The sequence below is a fragment of the Streptomyces tanashiensis genome (assembly GCF_014648895.1).
GTDB classification, from domain to species: Bacteria; Actinomycetota; Actinomycetes; order Streptomycetales; family Streptomycetaceae; genus Streptomyces; species Streptomyces tanashiensis.
Genome location: NZ_BMRZ01000004.1, coordinates 89,685 through 113,374 on the forward strand (window position 1 = coordinate 89,685; position 23,690 = coordinate 113,374).

Annotated in this window: 18 protein-coding genes and 2 pseudogenes; 12 read left to right on the top strand and 8 right to left on the bottom strand. The window is 71.0% G+C overall.

Going from position 1 to position 23,690, the window contains the following annotated elements; translation table 11 throughout:
- Nucleotides 1-29 precede the first annotated feature (29 nt).
- The 6 genes and pseudogenes from IE237_RS16140 (at nt 30) to IE237_RS40740 (ending at nt 5,911) form a co-directional block, all read left to right on the top strand.
- On the top strand, nt 30-575 hold the full coding sequence (locus tag IE237_RS16140; protein WP_189802665.1) for a carboxymuconolactone decarboxylase family protein: 546 nt from the start codon (nt 30-32) through the stop codon (nt 573-575).
- A 102-nt stretch (nt 576-677) separates the two neighbouring features.
- Complete coding sequence (locus IE237_RS16145; RefSeq protein WP_189802666.1) at nt 678-1,655, top strand: GNAT family N-acetyltransferase; 978 nt, start codon at nt 678-680, stop codon at nt 1,653-1,655.
- A 56-nt stretch (nt 1,656-1,711) separates the two neighbouring features.
- Nucleotides 1,712-2,377, top strand: coding sequence for a DUF4097 family beta strand repeat-containing protein (locus tag IE237_RS16150; protein WP_189802667.1), 666 nt, complete (start codon nt 1,712-1,714; stop codon nt 2,375-2,377).
- A gap of 80 nt (nt 2,378-2,457) precedes the next feature.
- A complete protein-coding gene (locus IE237_RS16155; RefSeq protein ID WP_189802668.1) occupies nt 2,458-3,675 on the top strand; it encodes a serine hydrolase domain-containing protein in 1,218 nt (405 codons plus the stop codon).
- Between the two features lie 268 nt (nt 3,676-3,943).
- A pseudogene (locus tag IE237_RS40735) lies at nt 3,944-5,161 on the top strand (glycosyltransferase); the annotation flags it as partial.
- A gap of 12 nt (nt 5,162-5,173) precedes the next feature.
- A complete protein-coding gene (locus IE237_RS40740; protein WP_229842735.1) occupies nt 5,174-5,911 on the top strand; it encodes an SAM-dependent methyltransferase in 738 nt (245 codons plus the stop codon).
- Nucleotides 5,912-6,344: 433 nt separating this feature from the next.
- Here the strand turns inward: IE237_RS40740 and IE237_RS16165 are convergent, their stop codons facing one another.
- A complete protein-coding gene (locus IE237_RS16165) occupies nt 6,345-7,337 on the bottom strand; it encodes a GlxA family transcriptional regulator (protein ID WP_189802670.1) in 993 nt (330 codons plus the stop codon).
- A gap of 52 nt (nt 7,338-7,389) precedes the next feature.
- Here IE237_RS16165 and IE237_RS16170 point away from each other — a divergent pair, with 52 nt between their 5' ends.
- The gene (locus IE237_RS16170; protein ID WP_189802671.1) at nt 7,390-7,785 is read left to right on the top strand and encodes a cupin domain-containing protein; all 396 of its coding nucleotides are present in this window, start codon (nt 7,390-7,392) and stop codon (nt 7,783-7,785) included.
- Between the two features lie 1,252 nt (nt 7,786-9,037).
- On the opposite strand, the gene IE237_RS16175 is transcribed toward IE237_RS16170, so the two are convergent.
- The 4 genes from IE237_RS16175 to IE237_RS16190 all read right to left on the bottom strand — a co-directional run bounded on the left by IE237_RS16175 (nt 9,038) and on the right by IE237_RS16190 (nt 12,702).
- On the bottom strand, nt 9,038-9,496 hold the full coding sequence (locus IE237_RS16175; RefSeq protein WP_189802672.1) for a CBS domain-containing protein: 459 nt from the start codon (nt 9,494-9,496) through the stop codon (nt 9,038-9,040).
- A complete protein-coding gene (locus IE237_RS16180; protein WP_189802962.1) occupies nt 9,493-10,968 on the bottom strand; it encodes a bifunctional aminoglycoside phosphotransferase/ATP-binding protein in 1,476 nt (491 codons plus the stop codon). Before IE237_RS16180 ends, IE237_RS16175 begins: the two co-directional genes overlap by 4 nt.
- A 356-nt stretch (nt 10,969-11,324) precedes the next feature.
- Entirely contained in the window at nt 11,325-11,945 is a 621-nt protein-coding gene (locus IE237_RS16185) for a TetR/AcrR family transcriptional regulator (protein ID WP_189802673.1), read from the bottom strand.
- A 70-nt stretch (nt 11,946-12,015) separates the two neighbouring features.
- On the bottom strand, nt 12,016-12,702 hold the full coding sequence (locus IE237_RS16190; protein ID WP_189802674.1) for an NADPH-dependent F420 reductase: 687 nt from the start codon (nt 12,700-12,702) through the stop codon (nt 12,016-12,018).
- Nucleotides 12,703-12,997: 295 nt separating this feature from the next.
- Between IE237_RS16190 and IE237_RS16195 the strand changes: the two genes are divergently transcribed.
- Entirely contained in the window at nt 12,998-15,364 is a 2,367-nt protein-coding gene (locus tag IE237_RS16195; RefSeq protein WP_189802675.1) for an isoamylase, read from the top strand.
- A gap of 122 nt (nt 15,365-15,486) precedes the next feature.
- Nucleotides 15,487-16,095, top strand: a pseudogene (locus IE237_RS16200) (carbohydrate binding domain-containing protein); the annotation flags it as partial.
- 594 nt (nt 16,096-16,689) lie between these two features.
- On the opposite strand, the gene IE237_RS41340 reads toward IE237_RS16200, so the two are convergent.
- From IE237_RS41340 to IE237_RS16210, 3 genes are all read right to left on the bottom strand, one after another.
- A complete protein-coding gene (locus IE237_RS41340) occupies nt 16,690-17,025 on the bottom strand; it encodes an ATP-binding cassette domain-containing protein (protein WP_268253699.1) in 336 nt (111 codons plus the stop codon).
- Nucleotides 16,973-17,428, bottom strand: a complete 456-nt coding sequence (locus IE237_RS41345) for an ABC transporter ATP-binding protein (RefSeq protein WP_268253700.1) — start codon at nt 17,426-17,428, stop codon at nt 16,973-16,975. The genes IE237_RS41340 and IE237_RS41345 overlap by 53 nt, the downstream gene beginning before the upstream one ends.
- Before the next feature lie 121 nt (nt 17,429-17,549).
- Nucleotides 17,550-18,764, bottom strand: a complete 1,215-nt coding sequence (locus IE237_RS16210) for an MFS transporter (RefSeq protein WP_308433081.1) — start codon at nt 18,762-18,764, stop codon at nt 17,550-17,552.
- A 236-nt stretch (nt 18,765-19,000) separates the two neighbouring features.
- Between IE237_RS16210 and IE237_RS16215 the strand changes: the two genes are divergently transcribed.
- The 3 genes from IE237_RS16215 to fdhF are packed head-to-tail and all read left to right on the top strand — an operon-like array spanning nt 19,001 to nt 23,689.
- Nucleotides 19,001-19,258, top strand: a complete 258-nt coding sequence (locus tag IE237_RS16215; protein ID WP_189802964.1) for an SHOCT domain-containing protein — start codon at nt 19,001-19,003, stop codon at nt 19,256-19,258.
- Nucleotides 19,259-19,310: 52 nt separating this feature from the next.
- On the top strand, nt 19,311-20,999 hold the full coding sequence (locus IE237_RS16220; protein WP_229842708.1) for an NADH-ubiquinone oxidoreductase-F iron-sulfur binding region domain-containing protein: 1,689 nt from the start codon (nt 19,311-19,313) through the stop codon (nt 20,997-20,999).
- Nucleotides 20,996-23,689: a formate dehydrogenase subunit alpha gene (gene fdhF, locus IE237_RS16225; protein WP_189802677.1), complete on the top strand. Its 2,694-nt coding sequence runs from the start codon at nt 20,996-20,998 to the stop codon at nt 23,687-23,689. The genes IE237_RS16220 and fdhF overlap by 4 nt, the downstream gene beginning before the upstream one ends.
- The last annotated feature ends 1 nt before the right edge of the window (nt 23,690 follow it).

A 23,690-nucleotide genomic window follows, 5' to 3' on the forward strand; every position in this document is an offset into this window, starting at 1 on the left:
TATCAAGATCGCCCGGCAGAGTTCTCCGCATGACAGCACTCCACACCGTCGAACCGGAGAACACGACCGGCGAGACCGCAGCTCTGTTCAACGCCACGCACCAGGCCCTGGGAGTCGTACCGAACCTGGCCAGGGTGATGGCCAACAGCCCGCCCGTGCTCAAGGGGTACGTGGCCGTCGTCACCGCCCTGAGCGCGGCGGGAACCCTGCCGGCGGCCGTACGCGAGAGCATCGCGCTGCTGGTGGCCCAGGAGAACGGATCCGACTACTGCCTCTCCGTGCACGCGTTCCGCGCGACGAGGACGGCCGGGCTGAGTACCGCCGAGGCCGGCCGCGCACGCCACGGTGAGGCCGAGGAACCCTGGGCCGCCGCCGTCCTGGAGCTGGCCGCCGTGATGGTCCGCGACCGCGGAGCCGCCACCGACGAGCAGCTGGCCGCGGCCCGGCGCGCCGGTCTGTCCGACGGGCAGATCGTCGAGGTCGTCGCCCATGTCGCTCTCAACGTGTTCACCAACTACCTGGCCACGACGGCCCGTATCGACATCGACTGGCCGCTCGTGCGCCACACCGACTGAAGGAACGTGAACGCGATGACGCAGGCTGCGTCGGGTGGCCCGAACCGATCCACTCCGACCTCCCTCCTGAACGAGACCGCCTTCCCCACCGAGGATCCCCACATGATCAGCGTCGTCCCCCTCACTCGTGTCTCTCCTGAAGATGCCGCCGCCTGGCACGCGGTCGTGGCTGCCTCGCTCGCCGGCGACCTGCCGGAAGAGCCCCGGCCCACGGTCGATCAGGTCCACGCCCAACTCGCCGTCCCCGGGCGGGACAACCGTCGACTTCTCTGGCAGGCCACCGCGCCCGACGGCGCAGCGGTCGGCGTGGCAGGGCTGCGGTTGTTCACCTCGCCCGGTCAAAGGCACTTGTCGGAGCTGGAGCTGCACGTCGCTCCCGACCGGCGAGGCTCGGGCGTCGGCTCGCTCCTGCTGGCCACGGTCGCGGCGGCGGCACAGGCCGAGGAACGGCGCAGCATCATCGCCGCCGTGGCCGGCGACGGACCGGGGGACGCCTTCTGCACCGCGCGAGGCTTCCGGCGGGTGCTGGCACTGGACCACCTGCTGCTCGACGTCGCCCGGGCCGACGACGCCGCGGCCGACGCCGAGCACCCCGGCTACGAACTGGCCGACTGGACCGGCACGGTTCCCGACGACCTGGCCGAGGCGTTCGCCGCCGCCAAGAACGCGATGAATGACATGCCCATGGGCGATATGGACTACGGCAGTCAGACCTGGACCGCCGACCGGGTCCGGGCCATGGCCGAAGTGCTGGCCGAGCGCGGCGACGTACTGCTGACGACCGCCGCGCTCGTCAAGGGGGAGATGGCCGGATACACCGAGATCGTCATCCGGGCCGGGGAGACCCGCCGGGCACTGCAGTACGACACCGCGGTGGTGCCCGCTCACCGCGGCCACGGGCTCGGGCTGTGGGTCAAGGCACAGATGGTGCGCAGGCTCCGTGCCGAGCACCCCGGAATCGTGGAGATCGAGACCGACAACGCCCAGGACAACACACACATGCTCGCCGTGAACCGGCAGCTGGGCTTCCGCTTCCACCGCAGCACCCACGAATACCAACTCGACCTGCCCACCACCTGACCAGTCCACCACCTGGCCTTGCCACAGCCGGACCACCCCACCAAGGAGAACGTCCCATGCAGAAGTTCAAGGCCCCCGAGGCGATCGTCGCCGTTGTGGAGATCCCCGCCGGGCGCATCAGCCTCCTCGCCGCCGACCACGCCGAGACCACCGTCGAGGTGCGTCCCGCGGACGCCGGCAAGGGTCGCGATGTGAAGGCCGCGGAGCAGACGACGGTCGAGTGCGGCGACGGCGTGCTGCGCGTCATCTCGCCGGAGGCGCGGAACCAGGTGCTGAGCAACCCCGGATCCGTCGAGGTGACGGTTCAGCTCCCCACCGGCTCCCGCGCCGAGGTCACCTCCTCCGCCGCAGAGGTGCGCACCGAGGGCCGGCTCGGCGACGTCACCGTCCATGGCGCCCACCGCCGCATCGAGATCGCCGAGGTAGAGGGCCTGCGGCTCACCACTATCGACGGCGATGTCCACGTCGGCCGGCTGGGCGGCCCCGCGGAGATCTCCGCCGCGCGGGGCGGCATCACCATCGGCGAGGCGGTGCGCGGCACGGTGGTGCTCCACACCCAGCACGGCGACATCTCGATCGCCGCCGCCCCCGGTGTCTCCGCCACGCTCGACGCCGACGCCCGCCACGGCCGCGTCAGCAACGTCCTGAAGAACGACGGCTCCCCCGTGCTGGAGATCAGCGCCACCAGCGGCAGCGGCAACGTCTCCGCCCGCAGCCTCTGACCCCCTCATCCACCACCTCCTCCTTCTCACCTCACCCCTCCACCCGACATTTCCACCCGACAAGGGAGCGCCACCCCGCCATGTCCCAGTTCACCGCTTCCGGGCAGCGCAGGATCCGCGACGTGCTGGCCCGACACGTCGATTCCGGCAAGATCCCCGGCGTCGTCGCGCTGTACAGCAAGGACGACGAGACGCACGTCGAGACGCTCGGCAGAATGGAGCACGAGGGCGGCGCACCGATGCGCCGGGACACCATCTTCCGGATGGCGTCCACTTCCAAGCCGGTGTCGATGGCGGCGGCGATGGTGCTGCTCGACGAGTGCCGGCTGCGGCTGGACGACCCGGTGGACCGGTGGCTGCCGGAGCTGGCCGATCGTCAGGTGCTGAAGGCGTTCGACGGCCCGCTCGACGACACGGTCCCGGCGCGCCGTCCCATCACGGTCCGGGACGTGCTGACCTCCACCTTCGGCCTCGGTATGGACATGACCTCCATCGGTACGCCGATCATGAACGAGGTCTTCGCACAGGGGCTGACGCCCAACCTGCCCACGCCGATGCCCGAGCAGGACGAGTGGCTGCGCCGCCTGGGCACGCTGCCCCTGATGCACCAGCCCGGAGACCACTGGCAGTACCAGCTCGCCAGCGACCTGGTCGGCGTACTGGTCTCCCGCGTGACCGGCAAGACCTTCGAGGAAGCCCTGCTCGAACACGTCTTCGGCCCACTGGGGATGGAGGACACCGGATTCCACGTCCCGGACCACAAGAGCGACCGGCTGCCGGTCCTCTACGCGCCCGACCCGCAGTCCGGCGAGTTCCACGTCTGGGACGAGCCCAAGGGCGGCCGGTGGAGCACCCCTCCGGCGTTCCAGGGCGGCGGCGGTGGTCTGGTCTCCACCGCGGACGACTACCACGCCTACTTCAAGATGCTGCTGAACGGCGGCAAGCACGGCGGCGAGCGCGTACTGTCCAGGCAGGCGGTGGAACTGATGACCACCAACCGCCTCACCCCCGCGCAGACCGCCGCCCGCACCGAACTGGCCACCGACAACGTCCACATCTCCTTCGGCCAGGGCCAGCACGGCGGCTGGGGCTTCGGGATGGCGGTGCGGACCTACCTCGGCGACTACGCTCCCGTCGGCCAGTTCGGCTGGGACGGCGGATCCGGCACCTCCACCTACGCCGACCCCGTCAACAACGTCGTCGGCATCCTCCTCACCCAGGTCGGCACATCCGTGCCCGACTCGATCCACCTGATGCACGACTTCTGGACCACTCTGTACCAGGCGATCGAGGACTGATCGCCAGCAAGTCCGTTCCGTCCGCACATGCGGATGGGGGATTGGTCGGGCTGCACCCATGTGCGCCCGGAGCAGGCCGGGGCTCACGTCGCGATGCGTTCCGACGCAGTCGCCTCCGTACCCGGTACCCAGGGCAGCCGTGAGCTGCCTGGGCTCGGTGACCGCCGCAGCTCCGCACCCGAGGTCCCCCAGGGGCTTCCGGCAAGGCCCCGGCCTTGCCCCACATTCACCGGCCCAGGCCGGCATCCATGGAAATGAGAACCGCTCAATGCGTGTGTTGTTGATGGCGTACGGGTCGCGTGGAGACGTCGAGCCGATGGTGGGACTCGCAGTGAGTCTGCGGGCGCTCGGCGCGGAAGTGCGCGTGTGCGCGCCGCCGGACTTCGCAGAGCTTTCGGAGAGCCTGGGCTTCCCGCTGGCACCGATCGGCCAGCCGTTGCGGCCGGTCGTGAAGGCAGTGGTGACCGGCACGGCGCCGACGGCGGCGGAGGGCTTGGCCGAGCGCACGGCCGCGTTGCTCACCTCCACGTACGATGCGGTCGCCGCGGCCGCAGAGGGCTGTGAGGTGGTGGTGGCGACCGGTCTGCTCCCGGCCTTGGCCGCCGCGCGGTCGGTGGCGGAGCAGCTGGGCATCCCCTACATGCCCGTGGCCTACTTTCCGGCGTTCCTGCCGTCGCCGCACCACCCGCCGCTGGCGTGGCCGGGCCGGCCCGTCCCGGCGGAGGCGACCGACAACCGGGCGCTGTGGGAGCTGAACGCGGAGAACCTGAACGCTCTGTTCGGCAAGGCGATCAACACGCACCGGGCATCGATCGGCCTGCCCCCGGTGGACAGCGTCCGCGACCACGTCCTCACCGATCGGCCGTTGCTGGCAGCCGACCCGGTCCTGAGTCCGTGGCGGGAACCTGCGGACCTCGACGTGGTGCAGACCGGCGCGTGGATCCGCCCGGACGAACGCCCGCTCCCGGCTGATCTGGAGGCGTTCCTGAACGCCGGAACACCACCGGTGTACGTGGGCTTCGGCAGCATTCCCGTGCGCGACGCGCAGAACGTCACTCGGGCTGCCATCGAGGCCATCCGCGCGCAGGGCCGCCGTGTCCTGCTCTCCCGCGGTTGGGCCGACCTGGAACCGGCCGACGACAAGGACGACTGCCTCGCCATCGATGAGGTCAACCATCAGGCCCTCTTCCGCCGGGTGGCCGCCATCGTGCACCACGGCGGCGCGGGCACCACGACGACGGCCGCCCGGGCCGGCGTGCCCCAGGTCGTGGTACCCCAGATGGCGGACCAGCCCTACTGGGCCGGCCGTGTGGCCGAGCTCGGCATCGGAGCCGCCCACGACGGCCCGACCCCGACCTTCGAGTCCCTGTCGGCCGCACTCGCGACAGCCCTGACCCCCGAAACGGAAGCACGGGCGAAGGCCGTCGCCGACAACATCCGCACCGACGGGACGGCGGTGGCCGCAAGACTGCTCCTCGAAACGGTGGAGGCTGCGCCGATGAGCCGTGAACAGATCTCCGGCATTGCGCATGCCGACCACCCGATCAAGTCCCCGCTCGGTGACGATTCGGTCAGCCGGCTGCTCGAGCGCGGCCTGCCGCGAGGCGACGAGCGTGTCCTCGACCTCGGATGCGGCACGGCGGAATGGCTGCTGCGCGCTCTGGCCACGCGCCCGGCCCTGCACGCCGAAGGCGTCGACGTGTCCGAAGTCGCCCTGACCCGGGCCCGCCAGGAAGCGAGCGGACTCGGGGTCGACGAGCGCCTGGTCCTCCACCAGCAGGCGGCCGCGGACTTCGTCTCCCCACAGCCGTTCGACCTGGTGATCAGCATCGGTGCCACGCACGCTTACGGCGGTCTCCTGCCCACGCTCGCGGCAGCCCGCGAGCACCTGGCTCCCGGTGGCCGCGTCCTGATCGGCGAGTCGTTCTGGGACCGCGACCCGTCACCGGCGGCCCTCGAGATCTTCGGCGACCTTGACGACCTGGCGACCACGGTGGACCGCGTCGTCGCCGACGGCTGGACCCCGGTCCACTGCCATGTCAGCACCCGGGCTGAGCTGGACACCTACGAGTGGGCCTGCTGGGGCTCCCTGGCCGCGTGGGCACTCGACCACCCCGCCCATCCGGCCGCCGCGCAGGCGCTGGAAACGGCCAACGCCGCCCGCTCGGAGTGGCTGCACGGATACCGCGACAGCTTCGGTTTCGTGTGCATGGTGCTGCGTCGGACCTCGGAGTGATCGCGTAGGCCCCGGTACGCCCACACCAAAGATGTCCCCCGCACCCCGAGGTGGAGACCGTCCCATCAACTGCGGACGGTGCCAGGTCGGCACCGTGAAGACCGAACCCGGGTGGTCGAATTCCAGGTGCCTCCGCATGGGAGGCACCTGGGGCAGGACGGCGTCTTGCCGCACTTGCCCTGGCGCGGACGCGTGCCAGGGCAAGTGCGGTCCAGTTGTCGTTGCCGGCGCAGAGCCGGGCCACGTAGTCAGCGGTGGCGCCTTCGGCCTCGTACTCAGGCTGGTAGTCGGTGTCATCGTTGATGCGGGTGATGTCGAGGACGACGTGTGGTGCTGTACCTCCGGTGGGAAAGCCGACCGGAGCCATGGGGGCAGCTGCCCTCTCACCCGGCATCCGGCAGGTCCCACTCCGCCCGGAGCGGACATGTCACTTTCAATTCGCCTCCGGCCCGAACCGGGCCTTGTATGCCGACGGAGTGACGCCGGTCTCTCGGCGCATCAGCGCGCGCAAGTTGGCAGCGGTGCCAAGCCCGCTACGCCGTGCGACCACCTCGAAGCGGTACTCACCGCGCTCGATCAACCGGCATGCCAGGGCGATACGTTCCCCTGTGAGCCATGCCAACGGCGTCGTTCCCAGTTGTGCCCGGAAGCGACGATGCAGCGTCGCCGAACTGACGGCCGCACGTGCCGCAAGGTCGGAGACCGCGAGCGGTGCGTCCAACCGTTCCTGCGCCCAGGCCAGGACCGGCGCCAAGGACTCGTCCGGCAGGTCGGGCATGGGGCGCTCCACGAACTGCCGCTGCCCGCCGTCCCGGTGCGCGGCGAAGACCAGTCGCCGGCTCACGGAGTTGGCTACCTCCGCGCCGTGGTCGCGGCGGACCACATGCAGCCCGAGGTCGAGCGCGGCCGCGCTCCCCGCGGCGGTGAGGATGTCACCGTCATCCACGAACAGCACGTCTGATGCGAGCTGGACAGAGGGAAACCGGGCCCGGAAGGATTTCGCCCACTGCCAGTGCGCTGTGGCCCGGCGCCCGTCGAGGACTCCGGCTTCGGCCAGTGTGAACGCGCCGCTGCAGAAGCCGACCAAGCGCGCGCCACGCGCATGCGCCCGTCGGACGGCATCGAGCACGGCGGGGCGGCGGGGCACCTCGATGTCCGGGCGGTTGGGGACGATCAAGGTGTCCGCCGCGTCGGCCGCTTCCAGACCGGCGACTCCCGTGAGCGTGAAGAACCCGTCTCGCATCAGAGTGCGCGGTTCGGGAGAGCAGAGACCGAAGTCGTAGAGATCACGCCCGATCTCCGGTCTGCGCAGACCGAAGACCTCGGTCGCGCAGCCGAGCTCGAAGGGGTTCGAGTTCTCGTCCACGATCACGACGACCCGGTGTATGCCCGCCGCGTGAACCGCATGCGAGGATTCTTTCGTCATATGCAATTCCTAGCACTCACGCCGACGCTGCGGTACGGCTCAGGATGAGCCCATGAGTAACGAACCCCTTGCCCTCGGCGAGGCTCTGGCCTCCTTCGATGCCCTGTGGAGCCCCCGGATCGTCACGCGCGTCAACGACTACGACGTCCGCGTCGCCAAGGTCGAGGGCGAACACGTCTGGCACGTCCACGACGGCACCGACGAGTTCTTCCTGGTGCTCGACGGCGAGCTGCACATCTCCTTGCGCGAGCACGATGGCGAGCGCACGGTCCTGCTCTCCCAGGGTGCGGTCTTCACCGTCCCCCGAGGCACCGAGCACAAGCCGTACGCCCCGTCCGGCGCCGCAATCCTCATGTTCGAGCCCACCGGGACACTGACCGTGGGCGATCGCCACGACGAGGTCCCGGACCATGTGGACTCAACGACCGGACATCCACTCAACGCCTGAGCCGACAGGCGCCGAGCATGCTCGTTCTCATGGCGTCAGCCCGTCGCCGGGCCGGGTTGCACATACCGACTACCTGGCGAAACGGCGCAGGACTCAGCCCTCGGCGGAGTCGGGATCGTGCGGGACCGCGCTCCGTCGGGCAGGTCTGGCAGCTGGAAGCAGTACCGACCGCGACGATGACCATGATGACGTCGTGGTGGACGAACGGGGCGAGGCGAGCAACGCCCCCCTTCGCGGACGTGGAAGCCTCAGCGCGAAGCCCGTGACCGCGGCGTCCATGCACCGGGTAGGAGGAGTAGGGCGTCGAGAACCGGGCCGATTGCCCCGATCACACACGGCCATCTGGCGCCGCGCCAGGATGCAGAGTGGGGCGAGACCGTCGTGCGCACCCGAATGGACTGTGGGCCGGCCGAGGTGCGTGCACCGGCCCAGCCCCAGTGCCGTACGAGCCACCCGATGCCGCCGGCCGTGGAGAGGGCACCAGCTCCGCTGTGCCACGTCCCCAGAGCCGTTTGCCAGCTCTTGCCGGGTGAGCGGCAGGGCCACCTGGGCCCTGCGGGCGCAGCTGGCCATAAATAGTTCCCACCAGTCTGGGAGCAAAGAGAATCGCCGCTCACGAGAAGATCTTCAGGAAGTCCTCGCCCTCGGGGCGCTGACCTGCGCAGATGGCTGTATCGGCCGTGCTGACCTGCGAGTTTGCTCGTTTCCGGGGCTTTCATGGTGACGCCGGTCTACGCGGTCGATTCTCCCCAGCCGCTCCCCAACGGCCTTCATTCTCCCCGGATTCTCCCCAGCGGGCACCCTTTCCTGAGGGGCGTCACCGCTGGTGAGAGGCATCATCCGAACCAGACAAGGGACTGCATGCCGTAGCGGAAGGTGGGCGGGGTGGATGCCGTCCGCTCGCAGGGTGCTGGTCTGCTTGATCGGAGCCCAGCAGCTTCTTCGTGTGCTGGTGGTACACGCCTCGTATGGCCCCTGACCAGTGGAAACGTTCACGATTCGGCCAAGCTGCAGGAGGCTGGTCCGTGTATGGCCCGGATCTTGGTCACGGGGTGGGCTCCTTGACCGATGGCCCGTGGCGGCGGCGAGCCGACACACAAACGAGTGGCGGGCCAACAGGCCTCCAGGCGCACGCCTCGATCCAACTCTTCGACCAGAGCTTCGACTTCGCAGATGCGCCGACGTCCGCCACGGCTCGCAGCGCTCCATCTCGCGCCCGGGGGGCCACGAGGACGGTGGCCGACCGGATCGGTCAGGTCCCGTTCGGTCCCGTGCTCGCCGAGGGCGGCTCGGGCGGTTCCTCGAGGACGCTCCACGCGATCGGACCCAGCAGGTCCGCCAGGCGCTGGAAGACGTCGATGAGCATGTCGTCCACGGTCAGGACACCGACGATCCGGTGACCGTCGAGGACGGGCAGGCGACGGAACCCGGACCTGCGGAAGGTCCGGTAGGCGACGTGGATGTCGTCGGTGACGTCGACCGTGATCACGGGTGAGGTCATCACTGCGTCCACCCTCTCGTCGGCGTCCCATCCACGGGCGACAGCGCGCACCGCGAGGTCCCGGTCGGTGACGATGCCGCGGAGCGTTCCGCCTTCCGTGACCAGGACCGAGCCGACCTCGTACCCGGCCATCTCCTGGGCGACCTGGCCCAGGAGTGTCCCCGCAGGAACGGCGACCGCCGGCAGACTCATGACCTCGGAGACCTTCATCCCGCCTCCAGGTAGGGGCGGCGGAAGACCAGGGGGCCCGTGCCGTACGGGCGTACCGCGGCCAGCGCACGGTCGACCGCGGCCTCCAGGGCGCCGCTGGTGTCGACCGCGACGGCTTCGGTCCACGGCGACTCGCGCTCCGCCATGGCGATCGCGACGTCGATGTCCGCGTCGGACGGTCCGGTCGTGCGGGCTTGCAGGCGCGCAGCCGCCGTCGCGTCCGGGGCGTGACAGTGCAGAGCCACGAGGTCGGCGCTGGTGCGTTCGGCCATGCGCAGGGCGGCCTCGCGCTGTGCGGCGTTCGACCAGGTGGCGTCCAGTACGACGGACTCGCCGCAGGACAACAGGGCGGATGCGCGATCGAGCAGGGCCGCATACGTCCTGATGGTCCACTCGGGCGTGTACAGGCCCTCGCCGTACGGGGCGGCGGCGGGCTGGTCCGCCGGGATGCCGGCGAGTTCCTTGCGTACGCGGTCGCTGCTGAGCAGCGTGACACCCAGGCGATCGGCCAGCGCTCCGGAGAGCGTGGACTTGCCGCTGCCGGGGAGGCCACCGACAAGGGTCAGGCCGACGGCGGAGGTGCGCAGATGGCGCAGCGTCGCCGCGATCAGTCGCCGTGCCGCGAACTCCGCGCCGGGAGCACCCTGGCGTGCCTGGATCAGGGAGACCTTGGCGCGGACGAAGGCACGGTAGGCGACGTAGTGGTGGCGCAGGGAGGGGGGCGCGGGGTCGCCGGAGTACTCGCTGTACCAGGTGAGGAAAGAGGCCGCCGACTCCGGTGCGTCGAGCTGTTCGAGGTCCATGGCCAGGAAGGCGGCGTCGTCGAGACCGTCGACGTAGCGGAGGCGGTCGTCGAATTCCAGACAGTCCAGGACGCGGGGGCCGTCGTCGAGACAGAAGATGTCCTCGGCGAGCAGGTCGCCGTGCCCGTCGACGATACGGCCCTGCCCGACGCGCATGTCGAACAGCTGGTCCCGGCCGGTGAGGTACCTTCGGACCAGCTTCTCGATCTCCTCCACGCCGTCGGGCAGGGCCATGCCTTCGGCCGCCAGGTCGCGCACCTGCGCGAAGCTCGCTTCCCAGCGTGATGACAGGGCGTCCCGCGTGCCCTGGGCATCGACGTCCGCTGTGCGGGGTGCGTCCGCGTGCCGGGTGGCGAGGAGACGGGCCACTGCCCGCAGGCCGTCGCCGACGTCCGCCCCTTCTCGCACGAGCTGGGACAGTCGGCGCTCCGCCGGCATGCGGCGCATCACCACGAGAGGTTCGGGTGCCTCCGTGTGCGGGGCACGGATCTCGCCCATGCCCAGATACACGTCGGGCGCGAAGCGACGGTTGAGCGCGACCTCACGTTCACACGCGGTCCGCCGTGCCGCCACGGCGGTGTAGTTCAGGAACGTGAGGTCGACCGGCTTCTTGAGCTTGTAGGCGCGATCGCCGACGAAGAGTACGACTGCGGTGTGGGTCTCGATCACCTCGGCCCGCGGGAGCGAGCCGGTGTCGAGCCCGGTGCCCGCCCCAAGCGCGTCCTCGTGATCCGGACGGCCCGCTTTGGCCTGCTCCCTCGGGTCGCCCGGCTCAGTCACCCGGACGCTCCTCGGCCGTGCTCTCCCGTGGTTTCCGGACGAGCTCCGAAGGGACGCATGCCGGTTCGAGGGCTGGCTCCATGGCGACCGCCTCCTTCCGTGCGATGCCGGGACGGACGGGCATGCGGGCGTATCCGCAGGGGAGCGCACCGCTTCCCCTCAGAGAAGTACCTCAGGTCGTTCCGTCGCGCACGCGGGCCGCGACGAGCGCGCCTGCCGTGGCGGATCTCCCGCCGACGACGACGTCACTCCGTTGTGCCGGAGGAAAGGCCCTGACTGCTCGTCGGGGGCAGGCCCGTCAGGACGAGGTCGACGGCGTCTTCGGCCCAGCCGGTGCGGCCGCCGCGTCCGGCCATGTAGTCGGCGTAGAAGGGGCCGAGAAGTGCGGAGACGGCTGCTTCGAGGTCGGTCCCGGGGCGGATCTCGCCTCGGTCGCGGGCCTGTTCGAGGACCTCGCGCAGCAGGGCGCGCCTGGGTAGGACGGTCCGTTCGCGCAGAAGGGTGAGGAGTTCGGGGGTGTGGGCCTCCTCGGCGAGGCAGGTGCCGATGAGAGCCATGCCGCGCACGCGTTCGACGGTAGCGGCGAAGTCCTGGAGGATGGCGATCAGGTCGGAGCGGGTGTCCCCGCTCGTGGGTGGGGCGTCGGCCATGCGCAGAGCGGCGAGGGCGGCGGTGAGCAGGTCGGCCTTGGTCTTCCAGCGCAGGTGGATGGTGGACTTGCTGACCTGCGCGGCGGCGGCGACCTGGCTGAGGCTCATGCGCGTGTAGCCGTGCGAGGCCAGCAGCTCCAGCGCCGCCTGGAGGATGGCGGCGTCCTTCTCGGCCGATCGCGGCCGCCCGGCACTTCTGCTCTCCGTATCACCCATCCGGTCAGGATAAGGCGAAATCCGCACCGAGCGGTTCGGTACGGATTTCCGGTGGCCGATCAGCTCCTCGTCAGGCTCCGGCGACATGGAAGTTGAAGTCGGCGTGGCCGAGCGAACCCCACAGGCGCAGCCAGATCGGCAGCAGCATCTCCGCGCCGCGGGCGGTGCTGATGTCACCGAGGTCGAGGACGCTGCTCTCGGGCCAGCCGAAGGAGACGAGCAGGTCGGTGACGGCCTGCTTGGCGCCCGGGTCGTCACCGGAGACGAACACGCTGTGGTCGCCCGGGACACGCGTCGGATCGACCATGATCTGCGAGTTCATCGTGTTGAGGGTCTTCACGACCCTGGAGTCGGGGAAGGCGCGCTGGATCTGCTCGCCGAGGCTGTCGGTGTTGACCGGCTTCAGCGACGGAGGCATGCCCTGGGAGAAGTCCAGCGGGTTGGCGATGTCGATGAGCACCTTGCCCGCCAGGTTCGTCGCACCGGCCGCTTCCAGGGCCTGCAGGCTGCCGGCGCCCGCGGTGGTGTTGACGACCGTCTCGCCCCAGGAGGCAGCGTCGGCGAAGGCCTCCAAGCGGATCCGGTCATGCAGGGCGAGCCACTGGGCGAACGGCGGGTTTCCGTAACCGTCGGGCTCGGTGCGCGCGAGCGTCGCCTTCGGGTCGCGGGTGCCGATGACGACCTCGTGTCCGAGGGAAGCCACCTTTGCTGCGATGGTCCGGCCGACGATGCCGGTGCCGAGAACTGCGTAGCGCACGGGAGAGGTCCTTCCGGGAGTGAGGAGACACGACAGCAGGGCCGTCTTGCTCCTTTAAATCTAAACCGAGCGGTTCGGTATTGCAAGAGCTGCCTCGGTTGCAGGGGGTGGGCGGGAGGGCGCCTTCTGGGGAGTGGGCGGGGGTTGTCGCTGCCGCGCCGGAACAAGCTGTGCGGCGGGTCTTTACGCGCGCAGGTGGCTGCACTAATTTTCGGCAAGATTCAGCAAGAGATTTCAGCCAGCGGCGTCCGGGACGACGCCGGAGGCTTCCCGTTGCCCGCCCTCAGGAGCCGCCATGTCCGCGTTCCACCCTGCCCGCCCCCGGAGAAAGCGCCGCACGGTTCTGCGCGCTGCGACGGTCGGCCTCGCGGCGACGGCCGCGTTCACCGGCGTTGCCGTCCCCGTGCCACTCGTCACGCCCGCCGCGGCCGCCGCGGGCGGTCCGCTGGGTGCGCGGTACGACGCGTCCGGCGCCAACGTGGAGTTCCGGATCCACTCCTCGCGCGCCACCCGCATCCAGCTGTACCTCTACACTGCGGCCACCGGAGTCCACGAGGCCGCCGCGCTCACGCTCACCAAGGACTCCGGCACGGGCGTCTGGTCCGTGACCGTGCCGGTCGCCACGATCCGGCAGCAGTACGGCATCACCGGCCCGGTCTACTACGGCTACCGGGCCTGGGGCCCGAACTGGCCGTACGACGCGACGTGGACCAAGGGCTCCACGGCGGGCTTCGTGTCGGATGTGGACGGCGCGGGCAACCGGTTCAACCCGAACAAGCTGCTCACCGATCCGTACGCGCTGGAACTCAGCCACGACCCGCTCACCCCGGGCGGCCCGTCGAAGACCGTCTACGGCACCGGCCCGTCGTACCGCGCAGTCGACAACGGGACGCAGGCGCCCAAGGGCATCGTGCTGGCGGCCGACACGACGAGCACCGGAACCAAGCCGACCCGAGCCCTCAAGGACGACGTCGTCTACGAAGTGCACGTCAGGGGGCTCACGAAGAGCGACCCGTCCGTTCCGGCCGCGTATCAAGGCACCTACAAAGGCGCCGGACTCAAGGCCGCCGACCTCGCGGCCCTCGGCGTCACCGCGGTGGAGTTCCTTCCCCTTCAGGAGACCCAGAACGACACCGACGACGTCGACGCCACCGGCACGGCGGGAGACAACTACTGGGGGTACGAGACCCTCAACTTCTTCGCCCCGGACCGCCGTTACGCCGCCGACAACAGCCCCGGCGGGCCGACCCGTGAGTTCAAGGAGATGGTGAAGGCCTACCACGACGCCGGGATCAAGGTCTTCACCGACGTCGTGTACAACCACGCCGCCGAGGGCGGGCCGTGGAACGCCGGCGACAAGAACACCTACAGCCTGTACAACATGCGGGGCCTGGACAATCCCACCTACTACTCGCTCACCGGCGACAGGCAGGCGTCCTGGGACAACACCGGTGTCAACGGCAATCTCAACACCTACAACCCCGTCACCAGGGACCTCATCGCCGACTCGCTCGCCCACTGGAAGGACGCCCTGGGCGTCGACGGCTTCCGGTTCGACCTGGCTCCCGTCCTCGGCAACACCTGCGAGCACGGCTGCTTCCAGTACAGTCGCACCGACCCGAACACCGCCCTGAACCGGATCACCGCCCTGATGCCCCCGCGGCCCGCGGGCGGCGGCTCCGGCACCGACTGGATCGCCGAGCCCTGGGCCCTGGGCAGCGGCACCTACCAGGTCGGCAACTTTCCTACCGGCTGGTCCGAATGGAATGACAAGTTCCGCGACACCGTACGCCGCGACCAGAACGCCATGGGCAACGAGAACGTCACCCCCGGCGACCTCGCCACCCGCTTCGCCGGATCCTCCGACCTGTACGCATCGAGCGGTCGGGCGCCCTGGAACTCGGTCAACTTCGTGGTCGCTCACGACGGGTTCACCCTCGCCGACCTGTACCGCTGCAACACCAAGAACAACAATCAGGCCTGGCCGTACGGACCGTCCGACGGCGGATCGGACTACAACCTGTCCTGGGACCAGGCGGGCGTCGCCGCCGATCAGCGCAAGGCGGCCCGCAACGGCCTCGCCCTGCTCATGCTGTCCGCCGGAACCCCGATGATGACCGGCGGCGACGAGTTCCTTCGCTCGGTCAACTGCAACAACAACCCCTACAACTTGGACTCCTCCGCGAACTGGCTCAGCACGTCCTGGTCGTCGGACCAGTCCACGTTCCGCACCTACGCGCAGCGCCTGATCGCCTTCCGCAAGGCCCATCCCGCCCTGCGCCCGGCGACCTTCTACAGCGCGTCGGACGGCAATGGCAACGGCATGGGTCAGCTCGAGTGGTTCACCCCGGCAGGGGCGGCTCCCGACGGCGCGTACTGGAGCAATGTCAACAACCACGCTCTGGCATGGCGTTACGACGGAACCGAACTCGGCGACCCGAACAGCGCGGTCTACGTCGGGTACAACGGCTGGTCCGGAGCCGTCGACTTCACGCTCCCGTCCCCGGGCGCGGGCAAGAACTGGTACCGCGTCACCGACACGTCCACCTGGGCCGAGGGTGCGGGTCAGTTCGCCCAGCCGGGCGGCGAGGCCCTGATCGGCGGCGCCGGCACCGTCTACCGCCTGAACGGCCGCTCCACCCTCCTGCTGATCGCCAAGTAGCTGTCGGGGAGGCGGGCACCCGCACGCCTCCCCTCCCTCTCAGGGGCCGCCCTCATGAGCAATCCGCCACGCGGGGAAGCCCGCCCCCGACCGGCCTCTGCCTTCTCTTCGCGCTGATCGGCATGCTGGCGGCGCTGCTGCCGGCCGTGACCGCGCACGCGGCGACGACCGCGACCGTCTACTGCAAGCCGGCCGCGAGCTGGATCGCCGTCAACATCCACCACGCCCCGGCCGGCGGCAGCCGGACCACAACCCCCGGCCTACCCATGACGGCGGCCTGCGCCGGCTTGTACAAGAGGACGGTAGATCTGGGCATGGCCTCCGGCCTGGCCGCCACGTTCAACAACGGTTCCGGAACGTGGGACGACCACGGCGGCGCCAACCACCAGCTCGGCACCGGCACGATCACCGTCAGGGACGGGGCGATCGCCCACAGCGACCCGTGCGGCTCGACACAGCCACCGCAGGGCAACGCCGCGACCGTCCGGTACTCCGCCGCCACGGTCGGGTGGACCACTGTCAACCTGCACTGGGCACCCACCGGCGGCTCCTGGACCACCGCCCCGGGCACGGGCATGGAACCGGCCTGCACTGGCTGGGTGAAGAAGACCGTCGATCTGGGCGCCGCCACTACCTGGCAAGCCACCTTCAACAACGGCAACGGCGTCTGGGACAACAACAACAGCGCCAACTACCAGCTCGGCAACGGGAACTCCACAGTGCGTCCTCGACCTCGCCGGGGCCAACGCGGCGCCCGGCAAGATCGGCGCGGACGGGCCGTACCCGCAGTAGCGCCGAGCCCCGACACCGGCTTTGTGCGTTCCTGCACGAGAGCGGGGCCCTTGGCGGTGCTGTCGCCGAGGGCCCCGATCGCGGGTTCCACCCGGAAAGCGAGCAGTGCCTGGCGGAGGCAAGGGTGTTGCCGCTGCTGAGGCCGGTCATTCCGCGACGCGGACCGCGAGCGCGGGGCGGATGGCGGCCGCACGTCGGGCTGGGCCGATCGTGGCCAGGAGCGAGGGGGCGAAGGTGGCTGCTGCCAGGCCGAGGATGCTGGTCCATTCGGCGGGGAACCCTCCTTCGAGGGGTGCGGTAGGCCTCCTGTCGTACGGAGAAGTTCAGTGTGTCGCCGACGACCAGGGCCCCGGTGACGATGGCCGTTCCGAGCATCGAACCGCCGATCACGAGTGCTGCCTCGGTGCGCCGGCGGGCGACCTGCCGGAAGGCCAGCCGCCGTGACACCGGCTGCCGGACGGCCACCAGCCCCAGGGCCGCGAGGGCGAGCGCGAGGGCGGTGAGCAGCGGGACGAGGAGGTTCGGGTACATGGTCAGCCCATGGGGATGTCGCGGATCGAGGCCGGGGCGGTGACTGCCTGGCGGACGTCGTCGACCAGTTGCCCGTCGCGCATCCGGATCAGTCGGGGGACGCGGGCGCCGATGGCGCTGTCATGCGTGACCAGGACGATCGTCTGGCCCTCGTCCCGGTTGAGCGCGCACAGCAGGTCCATGACCTGCTCGGCCATCGCGCTGTCGAGGTTGCCGGTGGGTTCGTCCGCCCACACGATGGCCGGGCGTCCGGCCAGGGCGCGGGCGATGGTCACGCGCTGCTGTTCACCGCCGGACATCTCGCTCGGCCGGTGCTCGACCCGGTGGCCGAGCTCCACCCGGTCGAGCATGTTCCAGAGCCCTGCGACGCGCTTCACGGGGCCGGGTGCCCACGAGCAACAGGGGCAGCTCGACGTTCTCCACCGCGGAGAAGACCGGTATGAGATTGAACGCCTGGAAGACGAAGCCCATGGTGTGCGCCCGGTGCTCCGTGCGCGCCGCGTCCGACATCGCGAACAGATCGTGGCCGTCGACCTCCACCCGGCCGCCGTCGATGTCATCGAGCCCCGACAGGCAGTTGAGCAGAGTGGTCTTCCCGGAACCGGACGGTCCCATGACCCCCACCATCTCCCCGTGACGCACCACGAGATCCAGATCGAGCAGGGCGGTGACCTCCACGGAGCCCGTCCGGTAGATCTTGCGTACCCCGGTGGCGACGAGGAGTGCCCGGTCGGTGTTCATGCTCTCCATACCAACCGCCAGAAGGAGGTGAAGGCTACGGCCACCCAGCTCCGGAGGAGGGGCCGAAGGGCCTAGTCGCCGGTTCACCTTGAGACCCGCTCAAGCGCGTTCGCCATCGTGGTCAGGCGTCCGCTGCCGCTCGCGCGCGTCGCCGGACGGCGGTGGCGGACAGGGTTCCCGCGCCCGCCGCGGTGACGGCGAGGAGGACGAATCCCCAGGTGTAGTCGTGCGCGATGCCGTCGACCGCCCCCATCACGAGGGGTGGGAAGAAGCCGCCGAGGCCGCCCGCCGCACCGACCACTCCCGTCACCGAGCCGACCCGCTCGGCCGGGACCAGTCGTGCGACGAGCGCGAAGACCGCCCCGGACCCGGCGCCCAGGCCCGCGGCCATGCCGAGGAAGGCCACCGTTCCCACGGGGACCAGTTCCGTCTCGAACGCCGCGACCAGGGCGCACGTCGAAACGAGCCCGTACGAAGCCGTCAGCACGGGCACGGGGTGGACGCGGTCCGACAGCCAGCCGCCCACGGGCCGCATGGCCACGGCGAGTACGACGAATCCTGCGGTTCTCAGTGCCGCGTCGGAGCGGCCGAGCTCGTAGGCCCGGGTGAGGTAGGTCGGCAGGTAGACGCTGAAGGCGACGAACCCGCCGAAGGACACGGCGTACAGGAAGGCCAGCTGCCAGGTGGCGGGCGTACGCACGGCGAGGGCAGTGCGCGAGAGCATCGACCCTGTCGCCGTCGCGCGCCCCGGACGGTCGCGGAGCAGGAACCAGGCCACCCCGGCGTACACGGCGAGGCAGGCGGCCACGAGATCGAAGGGGAAGGACCGCCCGACGGCGTCGGTGAGCTGGACGGTGGTGAAGGCCGACAGGGCCGTTCCACCGGTGCCGATGCCGAAGATTCCGAGGGCGACGCCCCGCCGTGCGGGTGGGTACCAGGCGTTGACGAACGGCACACCGACGGCGAAGGCCGTCCCCCCGAGCCCGAGCAGGAAACCGCCCGCGAGCACCTCGGCCAACGAGTCGGCCAGGTGACCCAGGTACAGCACGGGCAGGATCGTCAGGCCCGCGACGAGCGGGAAGACGCGGCGTGCGCCCCAGCGGTCCGTCAGCGCCCCCGCCGGGATCCGGCCGAGCGCGCCCACCACCACGGGCACGGCGACCACCAGCGACTGCTCGAAGGAGCTGAGGCCGAGGTCGTCCCGGAGCCGCGGGCCGAGCGGGGCAAGCAGCGCCCACGCCCAGAAGCAGAGGGCGAACCCGGTGGTGGCGAGGAACAGCATCTGCCAGGGCCGCGGTGCATCCGTGACCAGTGGGCTCCCCGAGTTCCGGACCATGGCGGCCTCCCGGCAGCGATCCGCAGGGGCGACGTGAGCCCTGCTCCTTCCCACCCTCCGGCCGTCGGGATCCCGGCTCCATGGGCCGCTCGTTCCCATCCGTGGCCGACCGGACCCCTGCCGTGGGCCGGTCGGCCCTGTACGCGCGTCCTGGGGCAATGCACGGTGGGAGTGGCGGATGGACCGTAGGCAGGACGTCCGCTCCTGCCGGTCCGCCGCCGGGAGTGTGAGTGGCGATGATGTTCTGGTACGGCGACGGCATGAACGGATGGGGCTGGTTCGCCATGTCGGCCGGCATGGTGCTGTTCTGGGGCCTGCTCATTACCGTCGCGGTGATGCTCTTCCGCACGCTGGATCGCGCCTCGCAACGGCCGCCGGGGTCTCGGCCCGCCACGTCGGCCGAGCAGATCCTGGGCGAGCGACTGGCGCGCGGTGAGATCGACGAGGAGGAGTACCGTCGGCGCCTGACCGCCCTGCGTGGCGCGGAACCGTGAGCCCACGACCGGCTGGGATGCGGGCGGGGTGCCGGCCGGTCACCCTGGGAGCATGAGGATGTCCGGGGAGCCGGGCCCACGCTCAGACGCGCTCCGTGAGCTGTCCGCCCGGCACGGAGGGCGCGGGGGACTGCTGTCGGCCGCGCTGGAGCGTGCCAGGGCGGGTACCTCCGAAGGGCCCGAGGCATGGGCGCCCCAGGTCGCGGAGGCAGCCGGACTGCCGGCCGCCGCGGGGCTCGGCCCCGCCACCTTCTTCGCCGATCTCGCCGCCCCGCGCGGCGAGCGGCACGTGCGCGTCTGCACCGCGACGGCGTGTTTCGCCGCGCGGGGCGGACGGCATCTCACGGAGGTCGAAGAGGCGCTCGGAGTGACGGCAGGCAGGGTCGACGAGGAGAGTTCGACCTCCTTGCAGACCGTGCACTGCCTCGGTTACTGCTACGCGGGCCCCGCCGCCCTCGACGGCACCCTTCCCCGTGCGGGCCCGGACCTGGCCGACCAACTCCGCGGGCGGGCCGAACCGTGCACGCCGGGCATCCCCGCGGCCGACACCACCGGGGCGCCCGTCCTGCTCGCCGGCATCGTGGGAGGACACGACGCCTGGGACGTGTGGCGCCGGGCGGTGGCCGGGCTGCGGCCCGATGACATACAGCAGGAGACCGCAGCCTCGGGACTCCGCGGGCGGGGCGGCGCCGGATTCCCGGTGGCCGACAAGTGGGCCGCGGCGGCGGGAAAGCCGGGCGCGGTCGTCGTCGCGAACGGGGACGAGGGCGACCCGGGCTCGTACGCCGACCGGCTGCTCATGGAGGAGGACCCCGACCGCATCCTCACGGGACTCGCCCTGGCCTGCTTCGCCTGCGGCGCCCGGCGCGGGATCGTCCTGGTGCGCTCCGAGTATCCGAAGGCCAGCGCTCGGCTGCGCCGGGCGCTGGACCGCGCGACGGCGGCGGGCGACCTGGCTCCCTCGGTCGGGGCAGCCGGTCCGCGGCCGTTCGTCGAGATCGTCGAAGGAGCCGGTTCCTACGTCTCCGGCGAGGAGACCGCCCTCATCGCCCGCCTCGAGGGCGCTCGAGGCTGTGCCCGCCCCCGGCCCCCGTATCCCACGGACCACGGCTTGTGGGACACACCGACGGTGGTCAACAACGTGGAGACCCTGGCGGCCGTGCCCTGGATCGTCGCCCACGGCGGTGTGTCCTACGCCCGGCGCGGCGTACCGGACGAGACCGGCACCAAACTGGTCTGCCTGTCCGAACGCTTCGCCCGCCCCGGAGCCTTCGAGGTCGAACTCGGCACTCCGGTGGACGAGATCGTCACCCGGCTCGGCGGCGGCCTGAAGGGCAGCCGCGAGCTCGTCGCCCTCCAGATCGGCGGGCCCCTCGGCGGCTTCCTCGCCGGGCACGCGCTCGACGTCCCGCTCACCACGGCAGCGCTCACCGAGCACGGTGCCGCCCTCGGCCACGCCGGCATGGTCGCCTTCGACGCCGACACCGATCCGTACGAACTCCTGCGGCATGTCTGGGAGTTCGCCGCCGACGAGAGCTGTGGAGCCTGTTCGCCGTGCCGGGTCGGCACCCGGCGAGGGTTCGAACTCGCGCAGGTCCGGCGCGAGCCGGGGGAGACCTACGAACGACTGGCGCGGCTGATGGGCGAGGCGAGTCTGTGCGCCTTCGGCCGCCGCGTACCCGCCGCCGTCCGTAGCCTGGCGCGCGCCTACGGGCCCGCCCTGGAAGGATGGGACCGATGACCCGGGTCCGGGTCGACGGCGTCCCGGTCGAACTGCCCGCCGGGGCCTCGCTGCTCGACGCGGTACGTGCCACCGGGGCCGACCTGCCCACCCTCTGCCACGACGACCGTCTCCGGCCGGCCGGCTCCTGCCGGAGCTGCCTGGTCCGCGCCGGTGGACGGACCGTCGCCGCCTGTGTCACCCCCGCGACGTCGGACCTCACCGTCGACACCGCCGACGAGGGCGTGCGGAACCTGCGCCGGGACGCGGTCGCCCTGATCGCCTCGGCGCTCCCGCCGCACGCGCTCGCCGACGGCGCGCACAGTGAACTGGCCCAGGCGTGCCGGGCCTTGGGGATCCCCGCGGACACGGCTGCCGGTGACTCCACGCGCGGGCGGGACGAGAGCCACCCGTACGTCCACCTCGACCGCGACCTGTGCATCGCGTGCGGGCGCTGCGTACGGATGTGCTCCGACGTCCAGGGCACGTTCGCGCTCACCCTCACCGGGCGCGGTTCCGACACGGTCGTAGCCCCGGGAACCGCCGGCCCGTGGGCCGCATCCGACTGCGTGTCCTGCGGCGGGTGCGTCGACACCTGTCCCACGGGTGCGATCACCCAGCCCGGACCCGGTCAGGGCATCACCTCGCGGCAGGCGCCCGCTGACCGCGTGCGCACCACCTGCGGCTACTGCGGGGTCGGCTGCACCCTCGACGTCGTCGTCCGCGAGGACCGTGTCGCCGCCGTCCTCCCCGCCCGGGACGGGCCGGTGAACCGGGGTCACGCCTGCGTCAAGGGCCGCTTCGCGTACGGATACCTAGGCTCCGCCGAACGTCTCACCGAGCCCCTGCTCAGGGAGAACGGTGTGCTGCGGCCCGCGACTTGGGCGGAGGCAGTGGCGCGGATCGCCGACGGCCTGCGCGCGGCCGTCCGGGACGGGGGCCCCGACGCGGTCGCCGCGATCTCCTCCGCCCGTGCCACCAACGAGGAGAACTACCTCGTCCAGAAGTTCCTGCGGACCGTCATCGGCACCAACAACGTCGACAACTGCTCCCGCCTCTGCCACGCTCCTTCCGCCGCGGGCCTCACCGCCTCCTTCGGGCGCGCCGGCGGTACCGACCCCTTCGACGACGTCGAGACCGCCGACTGCCTCGTGGTCGTCGGCGCCAATCCCGTCGAAGCCCACCCCGTCGTCGGTGCCCGCCTCCTCCAGCGGGCGCTCGTCGGCGCGTCCCTGGTCGTGGCCGACCCCCGAACCGTCGGACTCGCCCGCCATGCCGACGTGCATCTGCGCCCCCGTCCCGGCACCAACGTGGCCCTCTTCCACGGCCTCGCCCACGTCCTCGTCGACGAAGGCATGACCGACCCGGACTTCCTCCGCGATCGCGCCACCGGACTGGACGAACTCGCCGACCTGCTGGCCGACTACCCGCCCGAGCGGGTCGCCGGGATCACCGGCGTCCCCGCCGACGACATCAGGAAGGCCGCCCGGCTCTACGGCCGCGCGGAGCGGCCGGCCGTCGTGTACGGGCTCGGCGTCACCGAGCACCTGCACGGCACCGACGGCGTCCGGACCCTGGCGAACCTCCCCATCCTGCGCGGTGCCGTCGGCGGTACCGGTCGCGGGTTCGGCATCAGCCCCCTGCGCGGCCAGAACAACGTGCAGGGCGCCTCCGACATGGGCGCGCTGCCCGATCTGCTTCCGGGCTACGGCCGTGTCGCCGACCCGGAGGCCCGCGCTCGCGCCGAGGCGGTGTGGGGCCGGCCCGTCCCCGGCAGGCCGGGTATGCGCATCCCCGAGATGTTCGCGGCCGCTCGCGAAGGCCGCCTGCGGGCGCTGTGGGTCATCGGCGAGGACGTGTGCGCGACCGACCCCGACAGCCGGCGGGTCGTGGAGGCCCTCGACGCCTGCCCGCTCGTCGTCGTCGACGAGCTCTTCCTCGGGGAGACCGCCCGACACGCCGATGTGGTCCTTCCCGTGGCCTCCTGGCTGGAGAAGGACGGCACCTTCGTCAACTTCGACCGCCGCTTCCAGCGCGTGCGGCAGGCGGTGACCCCGCCCGGAACCGCACGCTCCGACTTCGAGGCCGTACACGCCGTGGCCGACGCCCTCGGCGCCGACCTCGGCTGCCCCACCCCTGCGGCGGCGCTCGCGGAGTGCGGTCGGGTGACCCCGCTCTTCGCGGGCCTCTCGCACGAGAGGCTCGACCGGCAGGGAGCTGTGCCATGGCCTTGCACCGCGCCGGACCGGCCGGGCGAACGCACCTTGTACGCTGAGCGGTTCGCCACCGCGGACGGGCGCGCTCACCTGTCTGCGGCCCCGTATCTTCCGCCCGGCGAGGAACCGGACCAGGACTATCCGCTGGTCCTCGTCACGGGGCGCCGATGGGCACACTACAACTCCGGGAGCATGACCAGGCGCGGTGGCAATCTCCTGCTCGACGCGAACGACCGTCTTGACCTCAGCCAGGAGGACGCCGCCCGGTTCGGCATCCGGGACGGCGCCCCGGTCACCGTCGAGAGCCGCCACGGCCAGGCCCGACTCGTCGCCAGGGTCGGCACGGAACTCGCTCCCGGTCAGGTCTTCTGCGCGTTCCACTTCCCGGCCAGCGGTGTCAACTCCCTCACTTCGGATCACTCCGACACCGTGACCTCGTGTCCGGAGTACAAGGTCACGGCTGTGCGGTTGCGTCCGGCGGTGTCCGGCGGCTGAC

Excerpts from the sequence above, each read along its gene's own strand:
- IE237_RS16140 (WP_189802665.1), top strand. The coding sequence starts at position 30 with ATGACAGCACTCCACACCGTCGAACCGGAGAACACGACCGGCGAGACC.
- IE237_RS16145 (WP_189802666.1), top strand. The coding sequence starts at position 678 with ATGATCAGCGTCGTCCCCCTCACTCGTGTCTCTCCTGAAGATGCCGCC.
- IE237_RS16150 (WP_189802667.1), top strand. The coding sequence starts at position 1,712 with ATGCAGAAGTTCAAGGCCCCCGAGGCGATCGTCGCCGTTGTGGAGATC.
- IE237_RS16155 (WP_189802668.1), top strand. The coding sequence starts at position 2,458 with ATGTCCCAGTTCACCGCTTCCGGGCAGCGCAGGATCCGCGACGTGCTG.
- IE237_RS40740 (WP_229842735.1), top strand. The coding sequence starts at position 5,174 with ATGAGCCGTGAACAGATCTCCGGCATTGCGCATGCCGACCACCCGATC.
- IE237_RS16165 (WP_189802670.1), bottom strand. The coding sequence starts at position 7,337 with ATGACGAAAGAATCCTCGCATGCGGTTCACGCGGCGGGCATACACCGG.
- IE237_RS16170 (WP_189802671.1), top strand. The coding sequence starts at position 7,390 with ATGAGTAACGAACCCCTTGCCCTCGGCGAGGCTCTGGCCTCCTTCGAT.
- IE237_RS16175 (WP_189802672.1), bottom strand. The coding sequence starts at position 9,496 with ATGAAGGTCTCCGAGGTCATGAGTCTGCCGGCGGTCGCCGTTCCTGCG.
- IE237_RS16185 (WP_189802673.1), bottom strand. The coding sequence starts at position 11,945 with ATGGGTGATACGGAGAGCAGAAGTGCCGGGCGGCCGCGATCGGCCGAG.
- IE237_RS16195 (WP_189802675.1), top strand. The coding sequence starts at position 12,998 with ATGTCCGCGTTCCACCCTGCCCGCCCCCGGAGAAAGCGCCGCACGGTT.
- IE237_RS41345 (WP_268253700.1), bottom strand. The coding sequence starts at position 17,428 with ATGAACACCGACCGGGCACTCCTCGTCGCCACCGGGGTACGCAAGATC.
- IE237_RS16210 (WP_308433081.1), bottom strand. The coding sequence starts at position 18,764 with ATGGTCCGGAACTCGGGGAGCCCACTGGTCACGGATGCACCGCGGCCC.
- IE237_RS16215 (WP_189802964.1), top strand. The coding sequence starts at position 19,001 with ATGATGTTCTGGTACGGCGACGGCATGAACGGATGGGGCTGGTTCGCC.
- IE237_RS16220 (WP_229842708.1), top strand. The coding sequence starts at position 19,311 with ATGAGGATGTCCGGGGAGCCGGGCCCACGCTCAGACGCGCTCCGTGAG.
- fdhF (WP_189802677.1), top strand. The coding sequence starts at position 20,996 with ATGACCCGGGTCCGGGTCGACGGCGTCCCGGTCGAACTGCCCGCCGGG.